Origin of the sequence: Flectobacillus longus (assembly GCF_030056705.1) — a bacterium.
GTDB lineage: Bacteria > Bacteroidota > Bacteroidia > Cytophagales > Spirosomataceae > Flectobacillus > Flectobacillus longus.
The window spans coordinates 78,521-103,508 of sequence record NZ_JASHIC010000019.1 but is presented as its reverse complement, the minus strand read 5'-3'; the positions used below and the strand labels follow the sequence as shown (position 1 = coordinate 103,508).

The 24,988-nt window shown below is 36.4% G+C and carries 20 protein-coding genes; 10 read left to right on the top strand and 10 right to left on the bottom strand.

What is annotated here, in order from left to right; translation table 11 throughout:
* Nucleotides 1-55: 55 nt before the first annotated feature.
* Both QM491_RS14865 and dnaJ read left to right on the top strand, forming a co-directional pair.
* Nucleotides 56-604: a nucleotide exchange factor GrpE gene (locus QM491_RS14865; RefSeq protein WP_283328272.1), complete on the top strand. Its 549-nt coding sequence runs from the start codon at nucleotides 56-58 to the stop codon at nucleotides 602-604.
* 45 nt (nucleotides 605-649) lie between these two features.
* Nucleotides 650-1,810: a molecular chaperone DnaJ gene (gene dnaJ / locus QM491_RS14860; RefSeq protein WP_283328333.1), complete on the top strand. Its 1,161-nt coding sequence runs from the start codon at nucleotides 650-652 to the stop codon at nucleotides 1,808-1,810.
* Nucleotides 1,811-2,070: 260 nt separating this feature from the next.
* On the opposite strand, the gene QM491_RS14855 is transcribed toward dnaJ, so the two are convergent.
* The 4 genes from QM491_RS14855 to dnaA form a co-directional block, all read right to left on the bottom strand.
* The gene (locus QM491_RS14855; RefSeq protein ID WP_283328271.1) at nucleotides 2,071-5,040 is read right to left on the bottom strand and encodes a glycosyltransferase family 117 protein; all 2,970 of its coding nucleotides are present in this window, start codon (nucleotides 5,038-5,040) and stop codon (nucleotides 2,071-2,073) included.
* A 268-nt stretch (nucleotides 5,041-5,308) separates the two neighbouring features.
* Entirely contained in the window at nucleotides 5,309-6,346 is a 1,038-nt protein-coding gene (gene pheS / locus QM491_RS14850) for a phenylalanine--tRNA ligase subunit alpha (protein ID WP_283328270.1), read from the bottom strand.
* Nucleotides 6,347-6,560: 214 nt separating this feature from the next.
* Nucleotides 6,561-6,884, bottom strand: a complete 324-nt coding sequence (locus QM491_RS14845) for a hypothetical protein (protein ID WP_283328269.1) — start codon at nucleotides 6,882-6,884, stop codon at nucleotides 6,561-6,563.
* 167 nt (nucleotides 6,885-7,051) lie between these two features.
* Complete coding sequence (dnaA, locus tag QM491_RS14840; protein ID WP_283328268.1) at nucleotides 7,052-8,482, bottom strand: chromosomal replication initiator protein DnaA; 1,431 nt, start codon at nucleotides 8,480-8,482, stop codon at nucleotides 7,052-7,054.
* A 548-nt stretch (nucleotides 8,483-9,030) separates the two neighbouring features.
* On the opposite strand from dnaA, the gene QM491_RS14835 reads away from it, so the two are divergent.
* Together QM491_RS14835 and scpA are read left to right on the top strand one after the other, a co-directional pair.
* A complete protein-coding gene (locus QM491_RS14835) occupies nucleotides 9,031-10,419 on the top strand; it encodes a methylmalonyl-CoA mutase family protein (protein WP_283328267.1) in 1,389 nt (462 codons plus the stop codon).
* Nucleotides 10,420-10,482: 63 nt separating this feature from the next.
* Nucleotides 10,483-12,606, top strand: coding sequence for a methylmalonyl-CoA mutase (scpA, locus tag QM491_RS14830; RefSeq protein WP_283328266.1), 2,124 nt, complete (start codon nucleotides 10,483-10,485; stop codon nucleotides 12,604-12,606).
* Nucleotides 12,607-12,712: 106 nt separating this feature from the next.
* Here the strand turns inward: scpA and QM491_RS14825 are convergent, their stop codons facing one another.
* From QM491_RS14825 to QM491_RS14815, 3 genes are read right to left on the bottom strand one after another with little or no spacing between them, the layout of a single operon-like run.
* Nucleotides 12,713-13,051 carry a translation initiation factor gene (locus QM491_RS14825; RefSeq protein ID WP_283328265.1) on the bottom strand — a complete coding sequence of 113 codons (339 nt, stop codon included), beginning with the start codon at nucleotides 13,049-13,051 and terminating at the stop codon, nucleotides 12,713-12,715.
* A 20-nt stretch (nucleotides 13,052-13,071) separates the two neighbouring features.
* A complete protein-coding gene (locus tag QM491_RS14820; protein ID WP_283328264.1) occupies nucleotides 13,072-14,214 on the bottom strand; it encodes a PDDEXK nuclease domain-containing protein in 1,143 nt (380 codons plus the stop codon).
* 32 nt (nucleotides 14,215-14,246) lie between these two features.
* The gene (locus QM491_RS14815; RefSeq protein ID WP_283328263.1) at nucleotides 14,247-15,119 is read right to left on the bottom strand and encodes a diacylglycerol/lipid kinase family protein; all 873 of its coding nucleotides are present in this window, start codon (nucleotides 15,117-15,119) and stop codon (nucleotides 14,247-14,249) included.
* Between the two features lie 348 nt (nucleotides 15,120-15,467).
* On the opposite strand from QM491_RS14815, the gene QM491_RS14810 reads away from it, so the two are divergent.
* Complete coding sequence (locus QM491_RS14810; protein WP_283328262.1) at nucleotides 15,468-15,902, top strand: YybH family protein; 435 nt, start codon at nucleotides 15,468-15,470, stop codon at nucleotides 15,900-15,902.
* Between the two features lie 151 nt (nucleotides 15,903-16,053).
* Nucleotides 16,054-16,458 carry a MaoC family dehydratase gene (locus QM491_RS14805; protein WP_283328261.1) on the top strand — a complete coding sequence of 135 codons (405 nt, stop codon included), beginning with the start codon at nucleotides 16,054-16,056 and terminating at the stop codon, nucleotides 16,456-16,458.
* Between the two features lie 97 nt (nucleotides 16,459-16,555).
* On the opposite strand, the gene QM491_RS14800 is transcribed toward QM491_RS14805, so the two are convergent.
* A complete protein-coding gene (locus tag QM491_RS14800) occupies nucleotides 16,556-16,735 on the bottom strand; it encodes a BF3379 family histone-like protein (RefSeq protein WP_095162445.1) in 180 nt (59 codons plus the stop codon).
* Nucleotides 16,736-16,887: 152 nt separating this feature from the next.
* Nucleotides 16,888-18,156: an aminotransferase class I/II-fold pyridoxal phosphate-dependent enzyme gene (locus QM491_RS14795; protein ID WP_283328260.1), complete on the bottom strand. Its 1,269-nt coding sequence runs from the start codon at nucleotides 18,154-18,156 to the stop codon at nucleotides 16,888-16,890.
* 327 nt (nucleotides 18,157-18,483) lie between these two features.
* Here QM491_RS14795 and QM491_RS14790 point away from each other — a divergent pair, with 327 nt between their 5' ends.
* Both QM491_RS14790 and accC read left to right on the top strand, forming a co-directional pair.
* Nucleotides 18,484-18,846: a hypothetical protein gene (locus QM491_RS14790; protein ID WP_283328259.1), complete on the top strand. Its 363-nt coding sequence runs from the start codon at nucleotides 18,484-18,486 to the stop codon at nucleotides 18,844-18,846.
* Between the two features lie 176 nt (nucleotides 18,847-19,022).
* Nucleotides 19,023-20,528, top strand: a complete 1,506-nt coding sequence (accC, locus tag QM491_RS14785; RefSeq protein ID WP_283328258.1) for an acetyl-CoA carboxylase biotin carboxylase subunit — start codon at nucleotides 19,023-19,025, stop codon at nucleotides 20,526-20,528.
* Nucleotides 20,529-20,750: 222 nt separating this feature from the next.
* Here the strand turns inward: accC and QM491_RS14780 are convergent, their stop codons facing one another.
* Nucleotides 20,751-22,130 carry a DUF937 domain-containing protein gene (locus tag QM491_RS14780; protein ID WP_283328257.1) on the bottom strand — a complete coding sequence of 460 codons (1,380 nt, stop codon included), beginning with the start codon at nucleotides 22,128-22,130 and terminating at the stop codon, nucleotides 20,751-20,753.
* 322 nt (nucleotides 22,131-22,452) lie between these two features.
* Between QM491_RS14780 and hisB the strand changes: the two genes are divergently transcribed.
* On the top strand, nucleotides 22,453-23,574 hold the full coding sequence (gene hisB, locus QM491_RS14775; RefSeq protein ID WP_283328256.1) for a bifunctional histidinol-phosphatase/imidazoleglycerol-phosphate dehydratase HisB: 1,122 nt from the start codon (nucleotides 22,453-22,455) through the stop codon (nucleotides 23,572-23,574).
* Between the two features lie 795 nt (nucleotides 23,575-24,369).
* A complete protein-coding gene (locus QM491_RS14770; RefSeq protein ID WP_283328255.1) occupies nucleotides 24,370-24,927 on the top strand; it encodes a hypothetical protein in 558 nt (185 codons plus the stop codon).
* Nucleotides 24,928-24,988: the final 61 nt, after the last annotated feature.

The window sequence follows — 24,988 nt, the reverse complement described above, 5'->3', positions numbered from 1 at the left end:
AAAAAAATTGAACATTTTTCAGAAAATTAAAAATAAAGCGAAAAGTTCACTGAATATGGAAAATAAAGAGGAATTACAGGCGGAAGAACAAGTTTTACAACAAGATACTGACAATCAGACAGTCGGAACAGAAGAAAATACTTCAGAGGTTGAAAATAAAGAAGCAAGTCAATTAGAAAATTTATCTATCGAATTAGCAGAGCTAAAAGATAAATACATCAGATTATATTCTGACTTTGACAATTTCCGTAAGCGTACTGCGAAAGAAAAATTGGATATGATTCAATCAGCTTCGGAAGGAGTTATCAGAGATATTCTTCCAGTGGTTGATGATATCGAAAGAGCTGTTGCTAATGCGCAAGAAGGTGAAATTTCGGAAGGTGTTACCTTAATTTTTAATAAATTAAATCATGCACTTACCAGCAAAGGCTTAAAGCCAATGGAGGCGAAAGGTGATGTATTTAATCCAGATTTACATGAAGCTATTACCCAATTTCCTTCTCCAACTGAAGAAGATAAAGGTAAAGTTTTTGATGTAATCGAAAAAGGATATTACCTAAACGATAAGGTAATAAGATTTGCAAAAGTTGTAGTGGCTAACTAACATATCATGACATAATGCCATCATAGCATTATTATCTATTATAAAATCATGGCAAAAAGAGATTATTATGAGGTACTTGGCGTAAGCAAAACTGCCAGCGATGACGAAATCAAGAAAGCGTATCGCAAGCTTGCGATTAAGTATCACCCAGATAAAAACCCAGGCGATAAACAAGCTGAAGAAAGCTTCAAAGAGGCTGCTGAAGCTTATGAAGTATTATCAAATCAACAAAAACGTCAACAATACGATCGTTTCGGACACGCAGGTATGGGTGGTGCCGCAGGGGGTGGTGGTGCCTATGGCGGCGGCAGTATGAACATGGAGGATATCTTCAGTCAATTTGGAGATATTTTTGGTGATGGCAGTCCATTTGGCAATATGTTTGGCGGTGGTGGTGGCGGTGGTCGTCGTGTGCGCAAAGGCTCCGACCTCCGTATCAAATTAAAATTAAACCTTGAAGAGGTAGCAAATGGTGTTGAGAAAAAAATCAAGGTAAAACGCCATATTACTTGTAAAGCTTGTACTGGTAATGGTTCTAAAAACGGTACAGAATTACAAGGTTGTCAAACTTGTGGAGGGTCAGGTCAAGTTCGTCGTGTTCAACAAACTATGTTAGGACAAATGGTAACTACCTCTACTTGTCCAACTTGTAATGGCGAAGGGAAAATGATTAAAACCCGTTGTGAGGTTTGTTTTGGCGAAGGGCGTGTACTTGAAGAAGAAATCATTCCAATTAAAATTCCTGCTGGTGTAGCCGAAGGTATGCAGTTGTCAATGGGTGGCAAAGGTAACGTGCCTCCTCGTGGTGGTGTAGCAGGTGATTTGTTGATTGTGATCGAAGAAGAGCCTCACGAAATTTTACACCGTGATGGTAACAACGTAATTTATGAGCTATATCTCAACTTTGCTGATGCTGCTTTAGGTACTTCTGTGGAAGTTCCTACTATTGGAGGCAAAGCTCGTATATCAGTTGAAGCAGGGACTCAAGGTGGAAAAATTTTACGTCTAAAAGGAAAAGGTATCAAAGAAATCAATGGATATGGTACAGGCGATCAGCTCATCCATGTCAATATTTGGACACCAAAAACACTTAGCAAAGAAGAAACTGACATTCTTGAAAAATTGAAAAATTCGCCAAACTTTGCACCAAAGCCAAGTAAAGGTGAGAAATCTTTCTTCGAGAAAATGAAAGACTTTTTTAATTAAGCAATAAGCTGTTCTGAGAAAAAGGGGTCAATAACAAGTATGTTATTGACCCCTTTTTCTTTATTACTTACCAAACCGATCTAAACTACGTTATCGCCAAAAGGCATATTAATCTTAGGAATAAAGCTTGAGCATCAATAAATAAAAAAGCGTGATTTAGCTTTAACACTAAATCACGCTTTTTTATCGATTCTAGAGTATATTTTTAGATAAAAATCTGATTTACAAATACTTAATCTAAAAACCACTTTCTTACTTTACTATGAACTAGCTCTTTGTAGCTGACTATTAAACATTTGTTCATATTTTGTAGCTTCTGGCATTTTAGCCTCTTTCAAGCCATTTACGATAATCTGCATTTCGTACAATGCTGTCTGAATCTCTCTAGTATCGCTACCACGACGTTCTGTCAAATAGTATTCTAGAGCCTTATTATTACGATTCATCATTGTATCTGCAATTTGAAGAGCCGTTTTCTTATCTCCTACCGCCAAGTACAATGCCACATAATTGGCACTCAACTGATCGTAAGGAATAGTTTTGTCAGGCATTACCTTCATTTCGTAATCCAAAGCTTGTTTTGCTTTTTGCAATTTACCTTCACGTACCAATTGGTCTACCAATCTCAAGAAACTTAAGCGAGCTGTTACTACTGGTACTTCCAAATAAAAGTCTGAATGATAGTATGTATTTGGGTTGTCCAAATCACGCCAAGCCATTTTTGTAGTCATGTTCTTGTACATGATGTCGGTATTCACAAAACCATCTTTTGCACCAGGAACTTTAAACGGCATTAAACGATACGCATAACCTTCCAACTGCATAAATTCTTTCATATTCAAATAGCTACTACTTGCCAAAGTCGTTGCGAAGTAAATTGGACGTTTCCAACCTCCAGCAGCATTCTGAGCAATAATATCCAATTGAATCAATTCTGGTTTCATAATACCACCTTTACCCACATTCCAGCTAATTTGGTCAGTCAAGAAAGGATCCATATCCTTCGGAACAATACCTGATTGTTTCACTTGGTCAACATTCACAGGTAAAAATACCGTTTCAGAGGGCATCGTATTAATCATCGAACCGTCTTGTAAAGGTACTTTTATCGCTGGATTATCATCCTTCACTAACTTCATATATTCTTGAAGATTGATACCAGTTTTTACATTAGGATTTTCGTAAAACAAAATTTGGTCATTCACACCTTCCAAAAAGCGATCTTTTGATAAAGAAATCGGCAAAGCTTGTGACTCATAAGTCTTACGTTTCATTTGGTCAATATACCAGTCTGTACCCAACAATGACAAGTTACATACACGTACATCTGTACGGAAACCTTCTACTTCCTGAACATACCATAATGGGAATGTATCATTGTCACCTCCTGTAAATAAAATGGCATTTGGTGCACATGAATTCAACATATTTCTTGCAAAATCAACTTGGTGATAACGGTGATTTCTATCGTGGTCATCCCAGTTTTGCTGAATCAATATTACAGGAACAATTGCAGAAAGTACAGTAGCTGTAATAGCACTCGACGAGCCATTTTTCAAGAATTTTGTCAGCCATTCTGCCAATTGCATTACACCCAAACCAATCCAGATAGCAAAGAAATAGAACGAACCTACATAGATATAATCACGCTCACGAGGTTCGGTTGGTGGTGAGTTGAGGAATACAACCAATGCCAAACCTGTCAGTAAGAACATCAGAATTGTTACTAAGAAATCTTTTTCGTTTTTACGATACAAAAGATAAAAGCCTAATAATCCTAAAATTAATGGAAGATAGAAATAGTTATTTCTTGCTTTATTAGTAGCCAAAAGTTCTGGTAAAGCCCCTTTACGAGTATAATCAATCACACCTGCATCTTGAATATCGCTTTCACGTCCTACAAAATTCCACAACAAATAACGCATATACATGTGCCCCATTTGATGCGAGAACATGAATTTTAAGTTATCGCCAAAGGTCGGTTTTTGCCCTTCTGGAATTCCCAGCATTTCACGATATAGTTCTACATGTTGTGGCGTACTAGAATAAATACGTGGAAAAAGCATCTGACCATCTTTTGAGTAAGATACTTTCTGTTTGTGGTCATACACCACGTATTTGCCATCCTGCATTTTATAAACAGGAGCACCTTGTTCTACACTTTCAACTTCTGCCGTATAGATTGGGCCGAACAACAATGAACGATCACCATACTGTTCACGACGTAAATATTTCAAAAAGTTTAAGATATTGCTTGGATCATTTTCGTTGATTGGCGTATTATAATTTGAACGAACCAACGCCAAAGTATAAGACAAATAACCAATTAGTACGAATGACAATGCCAACATACCAATATTCAAATTAACCTTGTTTTTCTTCTGAGAATAGACAATACCGCCCACCATTAGTCCAACAAACAAAATTAAGAAAACGATAACCCCAGAACCGTACGGCATTCCCATGCCATTTACCATTCCTAATTCAAAACTGAATGCAATCCCTGGAAGCCCAGGAATAATTCCAGAGTTGATAACTCCTAAGATAACCAAACCCGCGAAAATAGACGCGAAACCTCCAACATAAGTAGGTTTTGGATACTTTTTGAAGTAGTATAATAATGCTAATGCTGGTACCGTAACCAAGTTCAATAAGTGAACACCAATTGACAAACCAACGATATAAGCAATCAAAATCAACCAACGATTAGCTGTTACTTCATCTTCGATGATTTCCCATTTAAAAGCTGCCCACACAACCAATGCCGTAAAGAATGATGACATGGCATATACTTCGGCTTCCACTGCTGAGAACCAAAATGTATCTGAAAAGGCATAAGCTAATGAACCCACTACACCTGAACCTAACAACGTAAGTGATTCATTGAATGTAAGCTCATCGAATTTTTTATTAAGAACTTTTCTGCCAATCAACACAATAGTCCAGTGCATAAACAAAATAGTCAAGGCGCTCGACACTACCGACAGCATGTTTACCCAATAGGCTACCTGCAATACATCACCTGCGGCAAAAAGAGAAAACAAACGTCCCAATAAAAGGAATAGTGGCGCCCCTGGAGGGTGTGGCACTTGAAGCTTGTAGGCACAAGCAATAAATTCACCGCAATCCCAGAAAGAAGCTGTTCTTTCTACAGTTGCTGCAAATACGATTAATGAAATAATAAAAACGGCCCAACCAACTAAGTCGTTAATCTTTTTAAAGTTGTTCATTAGGAGATACTTTATCTGTTTTAGAGTCTATGAATACTGTATCCGACAGTATTGCGCAAACGGAATATTTCGCCTTTCAAAGTCAAAAATAGCAAAATAGACCGGTGTATTTACTTTTACTTTAGTTAAAATGTGTTAAAATAACTGTTTAATATCAGCTTATCCGTAGTAAATGATTATATCGGAATACCCACTATTCAAATATTTCAACCGTCTAAACAACAAAAGACCTCACAGAGAGTTGTCTGTGAGGTCTTTCTGAAGACATTTAGACACCTTCGAACTGGCGCAGAAATCGTACGTCGTTCTCCGTAAATAATCTTAAGTCTTTAATACCATATTTTAGCATGGTGATACGTTCGATACCCATACCAAATGCAAAACCTGTATATTCTTTCGAATCGATACCACAATTTTCCAATACATTAGGATCTACCATACCCGAACCAGCAATTTCTACCCATCCAGTGTATTTACAAACGTTACAACCAACACCTTTACAAATCAAACAAGTAATATCAATTTCTGCCGAAGGCTCTGTAAAAGGGAAATAGGAAGGACGGTAACGTACTTTGGTATCCTTACCAAACATTTCTTTAGCAAAGTGATAAAGCGTATCCTTCAAGTCCTTGAAACCAACATTTTTATCAATATACAGACCTTCTACTTGATGAAACAAGCAGTGTGCACGCGCCGAAATGGCTTCGTTGCGATATACACGACCTGGCATAATCGAGCGTAAAGGAGGTTGCTTTTGTTGCATCAGACGAATCTGGACGTTTGATGTATGTGTACGCAACAACACATCGTCTGCTACATTACCGCCTTTTTTCTCAATAAAGAAAGTATCTTGCATTTCACGAGCAGGGTGATTTTCCGCAAAATTTAGCGCTGTAAAATTAAAGAAATCCGTTTCGATTTCAGGACCGTCAGAAACGTTAAAGCCCATTTTCTCAAAGATTTCGATAATTCTAGCTCGTACCACGCTCAAAGGATGTAACGTCCCATTCTCTTGAGGAATAACAGGCAATGTCAAGTCAAACTCAATACTAACTGCATTCTCAGAAGACGCTTCAAGCAAGGCTTGCATCTCGTTAAATTTGTTTTGAGCAAAGTCTTTGAGGCCATTCAATTGTTGACCAATTTCTCTACGCTGTTCGGCTGGTACATTTTTTAGTCCATCGAAAAGCTCACCAATAACACTCTTACGCCCTACGTATGCTATGCGGAATGCCTCTAGCTGGTCTTTGTTTTCAATCACGAAAACATCAACCTGCTGATGAATTTCTTGAATTTTCTCTTGCATTTATTCTAAATATCTTAAGTAAATGGCTTTGTTCAAATCCCAAAATCTTGAATCTACTTCGCTAATTGATTCAAGCCAATACAATGGGTCTGCAAAATTAATAATTTAAGCCAAAGCAACGAGGTTTTAATTGGAGGTTTTTCGAAAATGTCAGTAGAAGTTATCGATAGCGAGGTATTTATGTTCCGAAATAAATTAAATTTAGTTTAATCTCTTATTGTTTCTTTGCTTTATCAGCTTCATAGCCAACCTTCAAGCGCACAGGAGGGTTATCCGAAAAATTAAGAATTGCATTTACAAGCCCTTTTACTTTGGCAAATACACTCTTTTTTTGGGTGGTTGAATCTTTCTCCTCTTCATTAAACACCAACTTTATCCTAAGTTTTTTCTTAGGATTATCCATATACTTCTCAATTGCCAAAATAGGGGGTGCTTCTTCTGAGGCATACACTACAGTATAATTTCCGAATACAGATATGTGAAAAACCAAGAGAAAAATTTTGGCAAAATGTTTTTTAGAAGGTAGAGTATTCATCATATTATAAATTTCAATAAGGTTGAGTCAATTGAGGACGTTCTAGAGTATATAGTCAACTATATAACAAATTAATCATCAATCGTCCATAAAACCAAATCGTAACAAAACAAAAAGCTCATTACTAGACTTAGTAATGAGCTTTTTGTTTGAAACTATATATTTTGCTATTAAGAGCGAACACGAACACGATTAAAATGCTTATATAGCTTCTGTATTCTTCCTTCCACGTCTTTATTTGAGTCTATCAAAACACTTATATTTTGTACCGCATGAATAACTGTACTATGGTCGCGACCTCCAAAGTGATAACCGATCGATTTCAATGGCAAATTAGTAAACTCTTTCATTAGGTACATGGCTACCTGACGAGGAAATACAATTTCTTTTTTACGACTTTTACCCTTCAAGTCAGTCATTGTCACATCAAAATGAGCAATAATTGCATCAAAAATATTATCTACGGTAATTTCTTTTTCGCTATCAACTACAATATTTTTCAAAGTAGTTCGTGCCAAATCCATGTCAATTTCACGTCGGTTTAGTGACGCGTGTGCCATCAAAGAAACAATTACTCCTTCCATTTCGCGCACGTTGGTATCTACACTATGAGCCAAATATTCGATAACCTCATCTTTGATGTATATTCCATCTGCTTGTAATTTCTTTTGTATAATCGCTATACGAGTCTCAAAATCAGGCTGTTGCAAATCTGCTGTCAATCCCCACTTAAAACGTGAAAGCAAACGATCTTGCATACCCGCTAAGTCACGAGGAGGACGGTCAGAAGACATGATTATTTGCTTACCAGATTGATGCAAGTGGTTAAAAATATGAAAAAATGATTCCTGAGTTTTTTCTTTTCCAGCCAAAAACTGAACATCATCCAGTATCAACACATCTATTTGCATATAAAAATTAGTAAATGCTTGCAATGTGTTGTTACGAATCGCATTAATAAATTGATTGACAAACTTTTCAGAAGACACATACAATACAAATTTATTGGCTTGTGTACTCTTGATATAATTACCAATTGCCTGAATTAAATGTGTCTTACCCAAACCTACTCCACCATAAATCATCAGTGGGTTAAAAGAAGTAACACCAGGGCGTTGTGCTACAGCCAAACCAGCCGAGCGCCCCAAACGATTACAATCTCCTTCTACAAAATTATCGAACACATAATGTGGATTCAAGTATGAATCCAACTCCAATGAATCCAAATCTTTTAACTGAAAAGGGCTTTCATAAATGGTTGGCTCAGGACGTCTTTGTACAGGAGGGGGCGTAGTAGTTTTTTGATTTGATACATTTAAGGCTATCGGTGGATTTTTACGATCGCCTTTATCTACTATAATAGAATATTCAAGCATACCCTGACGACCCAAAGTATAATCAATCGCTTTGCGAAGGGCATGTACATAGTTTTCCTCAAGCCATTCATAAAAAAACTGGCTTGGGACTTGTATGGTCAATGTATTATGTTGAATTCGAAGAGGAACTATGGGTTCGAACCACGTCTTGAAGCTCTGTTCATTGACTTCTTGACGAATAATTTCGAGGCACTTAGCCCACACTTGCCTTGTTTCGGTTTGCATGGTTGGGGTAAATTTTTAAAATAATGGCGAAATCAGATGTCCTATACACAAACCTCTGGTAGTTAAGCATTTAACTTTTTTGTAAAAAGCAATGACTTGTCTTGTGCCAAATCAAGCCACAAAAATAGTAAATTTTATCATCCAAAAACGCTATTGGGATGAGATAAATCATTTTTTGAACAATCTCAAAACGATTAGCCTCAGTAATTTACTAGGCTATCTTATTTGAGCAGCGGTTTTGTCTATTTGAGGGATTATGCCATATTTATCAAACAAAGTAAAAACTAATTTATAAAAAAACTCAGAATACAACACACTATATTTCAGCATATTAATCAACCGTTTAATAAGTTATCTATTTCTGGGCTTACTAGTTTATGCAAAAAACAAAGCCATCTACTAGCTATATCTACTATAGTTTTGTTCTATAAAAAATACAATAAAATCCTTTTGAATATCAAGTTTTGGAGATTTTTTGGTTAGATAAATCTAAGACCTTACATTTGTTCAACTTTGAAAAATTAAATTATTTGAAATCCGTTTTCAATATGGCAGCATCACTCTTTGAAGAATTTCAACCTCATTCTAAAGAGGTCTGGAAAAATCAAGCAATCAAAGACCTAAAAGGAAAAGACTTTGAACAAACGCTAGTTTGGCAAGCCGAAGGCGACTTGCGTATTGAACCTTATTACAGCCATGAAGATTTATCTTCGCTCCCATTAGACCTAGTACAAGGTGCTCAAAAAAATCATGCTACTGCTACTTGGCAAAATCGCGAGAAAATCATTTTTTCATCTGAAAAAACAACGAATCAGCTTATTTTAGAGGCAATTGAATGGGGCGCTAATAGCATCATTATTGATTTTGAAGAAAAAGATATTACCACTATTGACTTCAAAAAACTATTACATCAAATCAAGCTTTCGGAGATTCCTGTCTTCTTCAAAGTCCAAAATCAAAGTGTACAATTGCTCGAAATTTTATCATCTTTGATTCCTTATCAGATGAAAGGTGGTGTACAAGATGACTATTTGGCAAACTGGATGAGCACTGGTTCATTATCAAATGATAGTACCAGCCTTTTGGTCCAGTCTATTAGAAAAGTACAAAATCATCCTCAATTCAAAACTATTCATATTGCTGGAGAAGTATTTCATAATGCTGGTGCAAACAGTGTGCAAGAAATTGCCTTTACTCTAGCCAACGCATTGGAATATGTCGATCAGCTTACCCTAGCTGGATTATCTTTGGATGAAATACTAAACAAAATTGAATTTAGCATTGCTATTGGAACAGATTACTTTACTGAAATTGCTAAAATTCGTGCCCTTAGATATCTATGGCAAAAAGTATTATCTGAAGGATATAAATTCGAAAAAGCAGCTGAAATTCCTGTTACTATTTCGGCTCAAACTTCAACCTATTTTGATGCAGCACTAACCCCAAATACCAACATGCTCCGTGCTACTACCGAAGCAATGTCGGCTATTATTGGTGGTGCTGATTTTTTAGTTTTGCATGCTTACAATGCAACCTTTGAAGAAGACGAGACCTTTGGAAAGAGAATTGCTCGCAATGTTTCTGCTATTTTAAGAGAAGAGTCGTATCTTGACAAAGTAAATGACCCCTCGGCTGGAAGCTATTATATTGAACATTTGACATTCGAATTAGCGACAAAAGCATTGACTCTTTTGCAAGAAGTTGATTCATTAGGTGGTAGTATTATGGCATTTGAAAAAGGATTTATTCAAAATACCATCGCACAAACACATAATAGTCGCCAAGAAGCCATTACTTCGGGTAAACGTATTATGATTGGCGTGAACAAGTTTAGATTTGATGAAAAGCCGTTTGTTTATGAAGCAAAAGAAGCTCAATCATCAACTATACCATTATTAAGGGCTCAAAGATTATCTGAAGTTGTTGAGGCTCAATAATAATTTTCTAATGGAAAGAATAACAAAACAAAGCAGTAAAATCAAATTTTGTTTGATGACTTTATGAAACCAAATCTTTCAAATATTCAATTACAAGAAGGAAAAGCCAAGGCTAATGATTCTTATGTTACCAAATTTTGGAAATCTCCAGAAGGGATTCCAGTAAAGGTATATTTTACGCAAGCAGATCTCAACGATGCTGAACACTTGAAGTTTGCTGCTGGCTTACCACCTTATCTTAGAGGTCCCTATTCGACCATGTATGTCCAACAACCTTGGACTGTACGTCAATATGCTGGTTTTTCGACTGCCGAAGAATCCAATGCTTTTTACAGACGTAACTTGGCAGCAGGACAAAAAGGACTTTCAGTAGCTTTTGACCTTGCCACTCACCGAGGTTATGATTCAGACCACCCACGTGTAACAGGCGATGTTGGAAAAGCAGGGGTGGCAATCGATTCGGTCGAAGATATGAAAATTCTTTTCGATCAAATCCCATTAGACCAAATGTCGGTTTCGATGACCATGAATGGCGCTGTATTGCCCATAATGGCTTTTTATATTGTAGCAGCAGAAGAACAGGGCGTTGGTCCTGAAAAATTATCTGGTACTATCCAAAATGATATTCTTAAAGAGTTTATGGTGCGAAATACCTATATATATCCACCAGAGCCTTCTATGAGAATCATTGCTGATATTTTTGAATATACGGCTCAATTAATGCCAAAATTCAATTCTATTTCTATTTCGGGCTATCACATGCAAGAAGCGGGTGCAACCGCCGATTTGGAGTTAGCTTATACCTTAGCAGATGGTTTGGAATATCTTCGCACAGGTATTGCGGCGGGCTTGGATGTAGACAACTTTGCTCCTCGTCTATCCTTTTTCTGGGCTATTGGTATGAACCATTTTATGGAAATCGCCAAAATGCGAGCTGGTCGTTTACTTTGGGCAAAAATTGTGAAGCAGTTCAAGCCCAAAAATGATAAATCCTTGGCTTTGCGTACGCACTGTCAAACATCAGGATGGTCATTGACTGAGCAAGACCCTTTCAATAACGTTACACGTACTTGTGTGGAAGCCATGGCTGCTGCTTTGGGACATACTCAAAGTTTGCATACCAATTCACTTGATGAGGCTATTGCACTTCCAACTGACTTTTCGGCTCGTATTGCTCGTAATACGCAATTGTATATTCAAAACGAAACCAATATCACGCGTGTCGTTGACCCTTGGGGAGGTTCGTATTATGTAGAATATTTGACAAAAGAATTAGTTAAAAAAGCTTGGTCACTGATTGAAGAGGTAGAAAGTTTAGGCGGAATGGCCAAAGCAATCGAAACTGGATTGCCCAAAATGCGTATCGAGGAAGCTGCGGCACGTAAACAAGCTAGAATCGATTCAGGAAAAGATATAATTGTTGGGGTAAATAAGTACAAATTAGCAGAGGAAACTCCAATCGAGATTTTGGAAGTAGACAATCAAGCAGTACGTTTATCTCAAATACAAAGATTAGAACAAATAAAAGCTGTTCGTGATAATGATAAAGTAGCAAAAGCTTTAGAAAAAATCACAGAAGCGGCCAATACAAAACAAGGAAACTTATTAGCATTGGCAGTAGATGCTGCTCGTGAGCGTGCTACTCTTGGCGAAATATCCATGGCACTCGAAAAAGTGTATGGTCGCCACAAAGCTATTATTCGTTCAATTTCAGGCGTATATTCATCAGAAGTGACAGACGACGAGAATTTCAGAATTGCTAAGGAAATGGCAGACAACTTTGCCAAATTAGAAGGTCGCAGACCACGTATTATGGTGGCAAAAATGGGGCAAGACGGTCACGACCGTGGCGCCAAAGTAATTGCCACAAGCTTTGCCGACTTAGGTTTTGATGTGGATATTACCCCACTATTTCAAACACCAGAAGAAGTTGCCAAACAGGCCGTCGAAAATGATGTCCATGTAGTTGGCGCATCAAGCTTGGCTGCTGGTCACAAAACGCTTGTTCCAGAACTTATCAATGAACTTAAGAAGCTTGGTCGTGAAGATATTCTGGTAATTGCAGGAGGAGTAATTCCTGCGCAAGACTATGCGTTTTTGTACGAATCTGGTGTAAAAGGTGTTTTTGGTCCTGGGACAATCATATCGATTGCAGCACAAAAGATTTTAAAGGAATTGATGGACTAGTTCATTTTTATGAGACATTACTAATTGAGTTAATGGTGATTTAGTGGTTGAGTGATTATTTCATAAAGAAATTCACTAAATCACCATTCACTCAATAGTAGAGTTCTTATACCTTTTTGGCTTTATAACCTTGCTGAATTAGCCATGTAACTACCTTTTCTCTAAAATCACCTTGCAAGATAACTTCGCCATCCTTCACAGAGCCACCGCAACCGCAAAGATTTTTGAGTTTTTTACCCAAAGTATTTAAGTCTTCTTCATTACCAGCAAAACCTGTAACAAGTGTTACTTGTTTGCCAGCACGAGCCTTTTTATCTAGTAAGGCTTTCAAATTTTGTTGATTAGGAGGAAGTGTTTCCGCCACTTCTTTTTCCTCAAATTCATATTCAAAATCAGGATTTGTAGAATAGACAACTCCTAATGGTATTTTTTTATTTTTTGACATGGTAATTGATTCCTATTGAGTTAGAGTACCAGTTTTTTTAATTCATTGGTAACAAAGCTTTCCAACTTTTCTTTATTGGGCAACTGTAATATATACTTACTGACAAAAATATCTTTATCTGTATCAGCAATTGCATATTCCACCAATGCTTTATTTTGATCTGTAACCAACAATATTCCTACAGGAGGGTTATCGTTACTATCTTGAAAATTTTTTTTATAATAATTCAAATACGTTTTGAGCTGTCCAATATGTTCATGTTTTGCTTTTTCAGTCTTTAATTCTATTAAAACATGGCATTTTAAAATCCTATGATAGAATACTAAATCAATGAAATAATATTCATCTCCTATTAAAATTCTTTTCTGTCGAGATTCAAAACAAAACCCTATCCCCAATTCTAACATAAACATTTGCAAATGTTCAATTAACGCCTGCTCTAGTTCAGTTTCTTCAATAAGATGTGGTTGCGAAATATTTAGAAATTCAAAGAAATAATGTGATTTGACAAGATCTTCTCTATTTTGAGGCGTTATTTTGTTTTTTACGACTTCAAATGCTTTTTCTTTATTCTCTGAAAAACCTAATCTTTCGTATGTTAAGGTTGCGATTTGTCGCTTTAGCTCTTTTACGGAAACCTGTGTTTTTAAAACTAATAGCTCGTAAAATTGTCTCTTTATTTCATCTTCAATTTTAATCAGTTCGGTGAAATGTGTGTAGGATATTGACCTAAATATTTCTTTTATATACCCTATTTCTCTTTCTTTCATTATGTTTGTAGATTTTTGGGTTGATAACCCAAAAATTTCATTTTTAATAAAATCCAGTTCAGAATCAAATATCGGTGATTCTGGTCTTATAGAAAAAACATTAGAAATCCGAGTTGGTAAAAGCAAACTTAACTGAGGATATGTATGATAAAATTGCCTACACCTAGATAGTTCAGGAGCAGTAAGACCTTTGATTTGTAAGATAGCTGCTAAATTGTGAAGTAACTGGCTTCCATAAGAGGCTCTATCTTCTCCTTTTTGTTCAAACTCTACAATATAAAAGCCTACAAGCCAATTTCGGAGCGTAATATGAATATTAACAGCCTTAATAGACTGCTGCTGCAAATATCTATTAGTATTATGGATAGAGGCTACTAACGATTGAAAATTCATATTATTAAAGAATCTATTAAAATGAAATTATCCTACTCCACTACTCCAGCCACAACTTTCAGTGATTTTGGTTTGATATATACCCGAATCTCGTTGGTATCTAACTGTAAAGGTTCGCCATCAAAGTGTATCAATAAAGGCTTTTCTGACTTGAGCACATAGTCTTCCGAAACCTCCATATCAATATAACGAGAGTTGGGCAATGTTCCTCTAAACAAACGTACACCGATAATCGGAGCTGCACCAAAAGGAAATGGCTTCAGTACCACGAGGTCAATTAATCCATCATCGATTTTAGACTTTGGAGAAATCAAGGCATTATTACCATACTGAGTGGCGTTGGCAAAAGTGATAGAAAAAGCCATTTTGGCATAATCTTTTCCTTGGTGCGAGATAACATACGCCTCTGGCTTATAAGTTCGAAAAGACTTTAAAGACATTTTAGCGTATGTCTTCAACCCTCTTGAATCCTGTTGGGCAAATTCGTTTGCCACAAAAGCATCAAAACCGACTCCTGCTGTACAGAAAAAGGGAATTTCATTCAAATAACAAGCATCTATTTGGGCAGTAGGTTGCTGAATAGCAAACTGAATCGCTTTATCGATTTTTAAAGGTATATTCAGGTGACGAGCTAAACCATTGCCAGAACCAATCGGAATAATACCAAGTGCCGTGTCCGAACCCACCAGCCCACGAGCTACTTCGTTGACTGTACCGTCGCCTCCAACTGCTACAACACGGCTAATACCCTGTTGAACGGCCTGTTTAGCGATTTCGGTTGCATGACCTGCATATTCTGTTAAGATTAATCTACAATTTGCCTGTTTGTTGATAGCTTGAATTATTTTATTTCTCTTTGCTGGGGTTGTAGTCCCAGACTTAGGATTTAAAACAAACCAAATCATAATATTATGTGAGTTTACGAAACATTCGCCCAATTTATAATTTACAAGTGTTTTAATCAATCACTCAAAATCTCTTGGATACGTATTTCTATGGTTGATTTGCGAAAAGCATGAATTAACTAAAAAACACAAACATTAAGATAATCATTAAAATAAAAGAAAGATACATGAGGCCATCTACCAAATAGTAATCTTTATATTTATCTACAAATTCTTTAAATTTCATAAAAAAAATTATCTTTATTTGAGCTGAATTGATAAGAATTCAAAACTACAAAATTTTGAAGGGATGTATTCTATCTATTTGGATAAATCTCATATTTGACACTCTAATTTTATCTATTTCTCATGACAAAACAATTCATTTTCTCGGTATTATTTTGCCTAGGCTGTTTTATGAGTTTTTCACAAAGTAACAAAGACCGACTAAACATTCTTGAGATTTTAGACAAACAAAATCAAGCTTGGAATCGTGGCGATGTCGTCGCTTTTATGAAAGGCTACTGGGAATCCGACTCTTTGATGTATATTGGGAAAAGCGGGGTTACTTATGGCTACAAAAAAACCTTAGCAAGTTATCAAAAAAATTATCCTGACAAAGCCAGTATGGGTACTCTGAAGTTTACTATCATCAAAGTAAACTTTCTAGGACCAGACAATTGCCTACTAGTAGGAAAATGGGAGCTAGCTCGTCCAGAAAAGGGTGATATTGGTGGTCATTTTACCTTAACATGGCAAAAAATCAAAGGTGAATGGGTCATCATTGCGGATCATTCTTCATAAGGAGTTTTTGTTAATGATTCTAATCGCAGATTACGCTTTATCAATAACTTCTTGTTACTTAAATCAAAATACTCGAAGTATATTTGCATAAAATCAAGAAATGAAGTGCCCATAAAACTGGCACTATTTCATTCAAAAAATCTTTTCATTCATGATTGCATTCAATACTGTACATCGTCATAAGTTTTCTTTTACACAAGATGACGTAATTTTATTTGCAAAAGTATCAGGAGATAATAATCCTCTTCATTTAGATGCTGAATTTGCGGCTACAACCCCATTCAAGCGCCCAATTATTCATGGGGCATTGGCTTCGAGTATTTTTTCTAAAGTAATGGGTACGGAGTTCCCTGGTTTTGGAAGTGTTTATTTAAAACAAGTTTCTGAATTTAAACGCCCCATGTTTGTAGATACAGACTATGAAGCAGTGTTTACTGTCGTAAATATCGATGAGAAAAAGCATGTAGCAGAAATCAAATGTGAGATATTCGACGTGGCTACTAACAAGAAGACAACCGATGGTATGGCTACTATAATGAATGTAGAGCAGTTTTAAGAAGACAATTAGCTCATCAACGAAGTAATCGATGATGAGCCTTATTAAAAGCAAAAGGCTAGCAATCGAAACTGCTAGCCTTTTTTATTTGCCTGAATTATTCACTTTGGTTTTTCTTGTTTTGGATTTCAGTACGAATCTCTTGAGCCAAAGTTTTTAATGCTTGCATGCCACCTCTTACACGAGTTCCAGCAGCTTGATTGCCTTTTTCATAGAACTTTTCGAAGTCACCCTCTAATGACAAAATCAAGTCTTTTACTTCTGAGAATCTGCTCATATTTGTAATTGGATTTAGGTTGGATAAATTGTTAAAAAAGCCTCATACGAAGTCTGTAGGCATTTTTTACGACCGAAATATAGTCAATTTCCAACATGATGCAAATTCTTTTATCAAAAAAAGCATGAAAAAAGCACAAAATCGTATTAAAATTATGCTAATACTGATTTAAACTGCTCAGCTTGTGCTTTATAGAAGCCTTCAGCTAATCTTTTCTGAACTACCTCAAACTGATTCATGGTATATTCTACGTCTTCTAGCGTGTGTGCTGAAGTAGGAATAATACGCAACATAATCTGTCCTTTTGGCACTACTGGATATACTACAATCGAGCAGAAAATACCCATATTTTCACGTAAATCTCTAATCAAAGACGTTGCTGTAAGAACATCATATTCACCATGCAAAAACACCGGAGTCACAGGCGAAGTTGTATCTCCAATATCAAAACCTCTTTTGCGGAAACCATCTTGTAGAGCACGTACGTTTTCCCATAATTTCTCACGCAATTCTGGATGTTTTTTAATCAACTCCAAACGCTTCATGCCACCAATTACATAAGGCATAGGAAGTGCTTTTGCGTAAGTTTGAGAACGCATATTATATTTTAAAAACATGATAATCTCTTTCGGAGCAGCTACAAAAGCACCAATAGCAGCCATAGACTTAGCGAATGTAGAGAAATATAAATCAATACCTTCGATACAGTTCAAGTGCTCGTGCACACCACGACCATTTTCACCCATTGTACCAAATCCGTGAGCATCATCTACTAAGATTCTGAAATTGAAATCATTTTTCAAGGCAACAATTTCGTCTAAAGAACCCACTTTGCCTGACATACCAAACACACCTTCTGTAATAACTAAGATACCACCGCCAGTTTCTGCAACCTTCTTAGTAGCACGCTCAAGGTTTTTACGCAATGAGCCCATATCGTTGTGATTGAATTTGTAATAAGCACCCATTTTAGCTTTGTGCAAACGGATACCATCAATCAAACAAGCATGGCATTCTGCATCGTAAACAATAATGTCACGGTGGTCAACCATACATTCAATAATAGACATTACACCTTGATAGCCGTAATTCAACAAGAAAGCATCCTCTTTACCTACAAATTCCGCTAATTGACGCTCAAACTCCTCATGCAAATCAGAGTTACCTGACATCATACGAGCACCCATTGGATAAGCCAAACCATAGTCAGCAGAAGCTTGTGCGTCAGCCTCACGAACTTCTGGATGGTTAGCCAAACCAAGGTAATTGTTCAATGACCAGTTAAGCATACGCTTGCCATTGAAGTTCATATAAGGGCCTAATTCGCCAGTCAATTTAGGGAATGAAAAATAGTGGTGGCCAATTTTGTGGTAAGAACCTAGCGGCCCCATGTTGTTTACGACTTTCTCAAAAATATCCACTTTATATCTGCGTTTTAGATTTATGAATAGTGTCAATTATTTTCAAAGCAACAGGTTTTTCTGCCTAATATATAAGCGAAATTTGCGCAGTGAAAATCTTAAAATAATCTCAAAGTTAATTCTTTATTTTTTAACTGCCAAATATTGTATTAAACAAAGAATAACAAGACTTGATTTGGGTATTACTTGCAATATTTCAAGAACTTTTTTCGCTAAATACATATTTATCGATTCGTTTTATAACTTGTATCAAAATTGGGTAAAGGCAGCACTTTTTCAATTGTAAGATTTCAAGTTGAATCCATCTTTGAAAAATCCTAATGAGCTATGAGTCTAAATAGTAAACTTACCATTTGCGAAGACCAAAGCATTATCCTAGACTTTTTGGTTGATAATCAGGAGTTACCACAGGATTTTAGCCAAAATATGGTTAAAAATGTTTTAAAAGATGGCGCTTTTTATCTAGTCATCTATAAAGCTTACGAAAAGGGGGATAGATTTACGCTTTATCGAATTGATGATTTTGCTTATCAGTTTGATGACTTGTTATATTTATGGCGTTTTTTTGATGAAAAATCATTAGAAAAACAACATGCTCAGGTCATGAAAAAAGCCAGAAATATTGTTCATGATATAATTTCAATGCTCGAAACATTAAAGTCCTTATTTGAGCCTCCTCAGAATATTTAAGTTGGAAAAAAATAAGACAGACGAAAGTATAAAATTCTTAAGATTAGATAACAATGCAAGATAATATTCAATCAATTTTAAATGTAAAATACTGATAATTAAAAAATTACATTCGCAACTCATAATTCTGCATTAATACATTAGTAATTACAAAACAAAATCGAAGAAACCAATCAATGAAAAAAATTCATAAGCTCCTCGTTGCCAACCGTGGCGAAATTGCTTTGCGTGTGATGCGTACCGCTCGTGAAATGGGTATCCAAACTGTTGCTATCTATTCGGAGGCCGATCGTTTGGCACCACATGTAAAATTTGCAGATGAAGCTGTTTGTGTAGGTCCTCCCCCATCCAATCAATCGTATTTATTAGGTGATAAAATCATTCAAATTTGTAAAGATTTGAATGTTGACGCTATTCACCCAGGTTATGGATTTTTGTCTGAAAATGCAGCCTTCTGTAAAAAAGTGACAGATGCAGGTATCATTTTTATTGGTCCGTCGCCTGAGAGTATTGAGGTTATGGGAGACAAACTTTCTTCAAAACACGCTGTTGCCAAATACAATATTCCGATGGTGCCAGGCACACCTGATGCTGTAACCGACCGTGAAGTTGCCAAGCAAAAATCAAAAGACATTGGTTATCCAGTACTAATCAAGGCTTCTGCTGGTGGCGGTGGTAAAGGTATGCGTGTGGTAGAAAATGAAGAAGAGTTTGACGAACAAATGGACCGTGCGGTATCCGAAGCGATTGCGTCTTTTGGAAATGGTGCTGTTTTCGTAGAAAAATATATCACTTCACCTAAACATATCGAAATTCAAGTATTAGGTGATAAACATGGCAATATTGTTCATCTTTTTGAAAGAGAATGTTCTGTACAACGTCGTCACCAAAAAGTGGTTGAAGAAGCCCCTTCAGCAGTATTAACGCCCGAAATTCGTGCTGCAATGGGTCAATGTGCCGTAGACGTAGCTCGTGCTTGTAATTACTATGGCGCAGGTACAGTAGAATTTATTGTAGACGAAAAGTTAGATTTTTATTTCTTGGAAATGAATACTCGTCTACAAGTAGAACACCCTGTGACAGAACAGATTACTGGAGTAGATTTAGTAAAAGAAATGATTCTGATTGCAGAAGGACATCCTATTTCGTTCAAACAAGAAGATCTAACAATTAATGGTCATGCAGTTGAATGCCGTGTTTGTGCTGAGGATCCTCGCAATAACTTCTTGCCTGATGTTGGTACGCTTACGACTTATGTTCGTCCACAGGGCAATGGTGTACGCGTAGACGATGGTATGGAACAAGGTATGCCTATTCCTATTTATTATGATCCAATGATTGCCAAATTGATTACTTATGGCAAAGATCGCAATGAGGCTATTGACAAAATGATTCGTGCGATTGATGAATATCAAATCACTGGAATTCAGACTACCCTTCCTTTCTGTAAATTTGTATTACGTCATGAAGCATTTCTTTCTGGACAATTCGATACTCGTTTCATCAGTCTATATTATACTCCAGAGGTATTAGATACAGAGCCAGATGCAGATGAAGAGGCTATTGCAGCAGCTTTGGCAGCGCATTTGATTCTTAATAAAAAAACTGTGCAAAATCAAGAGAGTACAGGTGGACAATTGGTAAAAAGCCAATGGAAAGCTAATCGTACTGCTTTGAGATAATGCTGATTGTGTGAGTTTTGATTGAGTGATTAGAGATGCAATAATTTGCGTATAAATATGAGTCATATAGTATTGTAGTATCATTAAAAAAGCGGTCGAAAAATATTTTTCGACCGCTTTTTAGTATTACTATCTTGAGTTTTATTCGGCTTAAAATGCTTAACATTACGTCCTAAGTCGAATAAACAAATTTTAACCTAATCACTCAATTAGATAGAAGTATTATTTCTTCACCACTTTCACTTCAATTCTTCTATTTTTTGCCTTACCCTCTTCTGTGGTATTTGATGCCAAAGGAACAAATGGGCCTTTGCCATCAAAATCAATACGAATAGCACTAATACCATTGGTAACCAACATATTACGAACAGCGAAAGCACGTTTCAAAGACAATTTTTTATTTTGTAATGTATCACCAGTATTATCTGTATGGCTAGTAATTTTTACCTGAACTTTTGGAAAAGCAGTCATAATTTTCGCCAAATCTTGAACATTTTTCTCTCCTCCAGTCACAAGTGTAGCAGTATTACCTTCAAAAGCCACATTTTCTAAAGTAAATACTTGAGCAGGACGACTTGCTGTATCTGCTACATATTTAGTAAAACGCTCTACAAATGAACCAGGCAAAGTTTCGATTGTTTGACCATTAGGCAATGATACCGCAGTCAATTTAACTTCAGCCGCAGAATTCGACGAGTCTACTTTTGCAACAGCAGTATCTTTAGGTAAGGCTGTTGTATCTATTTCAGCGCCTGTTACTTGTTCAACCTGAGTACTATCTACTTGATCGGGACTACTAGAAAATGTTGATTGCCAATCATAGTTTACCAAAAAGTAAGCTCCTACTGCCACCACCAAAGCAATAATACTAGCAGGGAATACCCATTTGGGAAGAGGTTGACGCTCTTCGTCTTCGGGCTCATAGTTTTTACTAGAATAAGTTACTAGTTTGTCTTTATCATCAGATATCTTTGGAGCTATTGGAGCAGGTACACCAGGAGAACGTAAAGGAGCACCAGAGGCAAATTGGACAGGTTTTAACTCCTGACTCATAAAAGTTGCCAATCCCAAAACATCAATCATTTTTACTTGGAGATTTTCTGGCGTTTCTCCCAACAAATAACTCTTTAACTCAAGTACAGTATTAGCTAATGTACTTTTATCTGCATTTTGACTCGAAGCCACTTTGCCTAATCGTCCGATAACCACAGGCATGACAAAAGCCAGTAATGAAGTAGCCGATGAATTACGAACACCTGCAAACTGAGAAATTAAGGTAGCAATAGAGCTTTTTTTGTCGGGAAGCAACATACTTACCAAACTGTGTCCTTTTTCAACTACTTTGGCAAAACTTTCACGATCTTGAACAACACTGGATATATCAGAAAGAATCGTACCGTCATGTCCTCCTTTTTGAATAGCATTCATTAATGTAGTAGCGCCAGCCTCATTAGTAGCTCTCTTCATTATTCCACCTATGATGGTGGGTACTAGCGCTTCAATCGCTAGTTTTACTTTGTCTTCTTTTTCACCTACTAGCGAGGCAGCTTTCACACTGATGTCTCCTCCTAATAACTCTTTCAACTCTACAATTAAATTCATATCAAATGTTTTAAGATTATTCTATCGAGATTTTAGATAAGCAATAGGCACTGTTTGTATGATAAGGTACACAACAACTCCATTTTTTTGCTCAAAAATACAATCCTTCCTTGATATTTGGCGCATATTTTCCAATATCTTATCAAATCATTTTATCAACGGCCTTGTTGACTTGTTTAATGCAAAATAGATGTTAAAAAAATGAAATTCTTTGAAAAAAATTTAATTACCAAAACATGAACCTTAACTTTGTGCCTCAATAAAAAGGATAGCTCAAACTTTACCTCCAAAGGCCCTATCCTCAGACGCAATCACAAAAACAATGAAAAAAGTTTTATTTATCGACCGTGACGGTACTATCATTCAAGAGCCTCCTGTTGATTTTCAAGTTGATTCATTAGAAAAATTAGCTTTTTTACCTAAAGCCATCTCTAATCTTCGCAAAATTGCTGAGGAAACTGACTATGAATTGGTTATGGTGACCAATCAAGATGGTTTAGGCACAGACTCTTTTCCTGAAGATACATTCTGGCCTGCTCACAACAAAATGATGGATACCCTAACAGGCGAAAATATCATTTTTGCAGACGTACATATTGACCGTACGTTTGAACATGAAAATGCGCCGACTCGTAAGCCTTCCACAGGAATGTTGACTAAATATTTTGATGCTACACAATACGATTTGGCCAATTCTTATGTATTAGGAGACCGCTTAACAGACATTCAGTTGGCTATTAATCTTGGTGCAAAAGCCATTTATTTGGGAGAAAAGACCATTGAGAAAGCTGAGCATATCGAAGCTACCGCTTTGGTTACGGCTGATTGGGATACTATTTATGAATTTTTACGCTTACCTGAACGTAAAGCTTCGGTAGAGCGTATCACCAAAGAAACTAAAATTTGGGTTGAGTTGAATCTTGATGGGAAAGGGAAATCTCAAATCGAAACAGGTTTGGGCTTTTTTGACCACATGCTCGACCAGTTGGCTAAACACTCTGGCGCTGATTTGAAAGTAAAAGTAATTGGTGACTTACATATCGACGAGCATCATACGGTAGAAGATACAGCCTTAGCACTTGGAGAAGCTTACTTGAAGGCCTTAGGTGACAAGAAAGGTATTGCTCGTTATGGCTATTTCTTATTGCCAATGGACGAAGCACTCATACATGCTGCGATAGACTTCTCTGGACGTAACTGGATGGTTTGGGATGCGAAATATTCCCGCGAGAAAATTGGGGACGTTCCAACTGAAATGTTCTTCCATTTCTTTAAATCATTTACAGATACTGCCAAATGTAATTTGAATATTAAAGCTGAAGCTGACAACGAACATCACAAAATCGAGGCTACCTTTAAAGCCTTTGCTAAAGCTATCAAAATGGCAACTAAAAGAGAAATTAAGGATTTGGACATTCTTCCATCTACCAAAGGAGTTTTGTAGTTAAGCACTGGTAATACCCGTTCGGGTAACTTTTTTTTAATAACTTAACAAAAAACTACCCAAAGTTTAGCAGTTAATATATGAAACTTTCCGTTTTGAATTTTATCTTTGTGGCATCAAAACTGACCGTTCATTTTCATAAATCTAAAATATAAATACCATGGGTGTTTCAGGAGCTTTATTCTTTATCATTCTTTTTGTTCTTGCAGGAATTGTAGGTTCTAGACTTCAAAAAATCTATAATGCAAGAGGCAAATAAGATGTCAAGTACTAAAAAAGAGAGCTAAACTAGTTCTCTTTTTTAGTTTAATTTCTTTTTCTAGCTACATCATTTCTACTCTATACGTCGTTCGTCCTCGATAGCTAATCTCAAGATCTCTTCAGTTTGTTTATTTCCTCAAAAATCAACCTTCTGTAATCAGTTAAATATCAGTATTTTAATCATAGGAAAACAGATACACATTGTATCCTATTTCTTTCTTATTTTAAAGTCATTTTCAGCTCTACTGCGTTCGTGTAATTCAATATTTTTGATTACATAATTGGCATAATTACTGCTCCTACCTTTATATTAACTCCTTTAAATTCAAGACAATACGGTTATTTCACTACTAAAAACTATGCGCATCGTTAAACTCATATATTTATTTCAACAACCGTCTTCATACCATATCTCCTACCTCAATAAAGTTATTTAAACCGCATTATAGCACTTATACACTTAGCTGTAAATGTCTCAAGTTTAAAGCACCACCGTCAATCAAATATTTTTTCACAATTTAAAACCAAGTAGCCATGAAACAACGTGTTTTCTTCTTATCCGCTTTAGTACTTTTCTTGCTTTCTAAAATCGAAGTCATTGGTCAAACTGACTCGCATACTATAGGTATTACTATCCCAGCAGTCACAATGCTGAGAATTGCCCCTACAGCTAGCAAAAACATAACTATGAATTTTACTGCTCCAAGTACAGCCGGTGACCCTATTGTAGCGCCAAGCAACAATACGTCACTGTATTTGCAGTATAGTTCTATTATGACGGCTCCAGTAACAAGCCGTAAAATATCTGTACAAGCATCAGCAACTGTTGCGGGGCTAACGATTGCTGTAACCGCAGCTAATCCTAATGCCACCAATTTACAAGGTGCTGGTGGTGCTGGTAGCACTATTTCTTCGTTGAGTACAACTGCTGCTGACATCATCACTGGTATTACAAGTTGTGCAACAGGAACTGCTGCAACCGATGGTAGTAATTTGACGTATAGTATTGCAACTACAAGTGCTTCGGCGTATCAAAACCTTCTTTCAGGAACGTCAAGCATTACAATAACTTATACTTTAGCTGATAACTAAAAGTTAACAAAATTCTTTGACACAAATTACCGTATCTCTAAAGGGAGCAAACTAGTTAGAT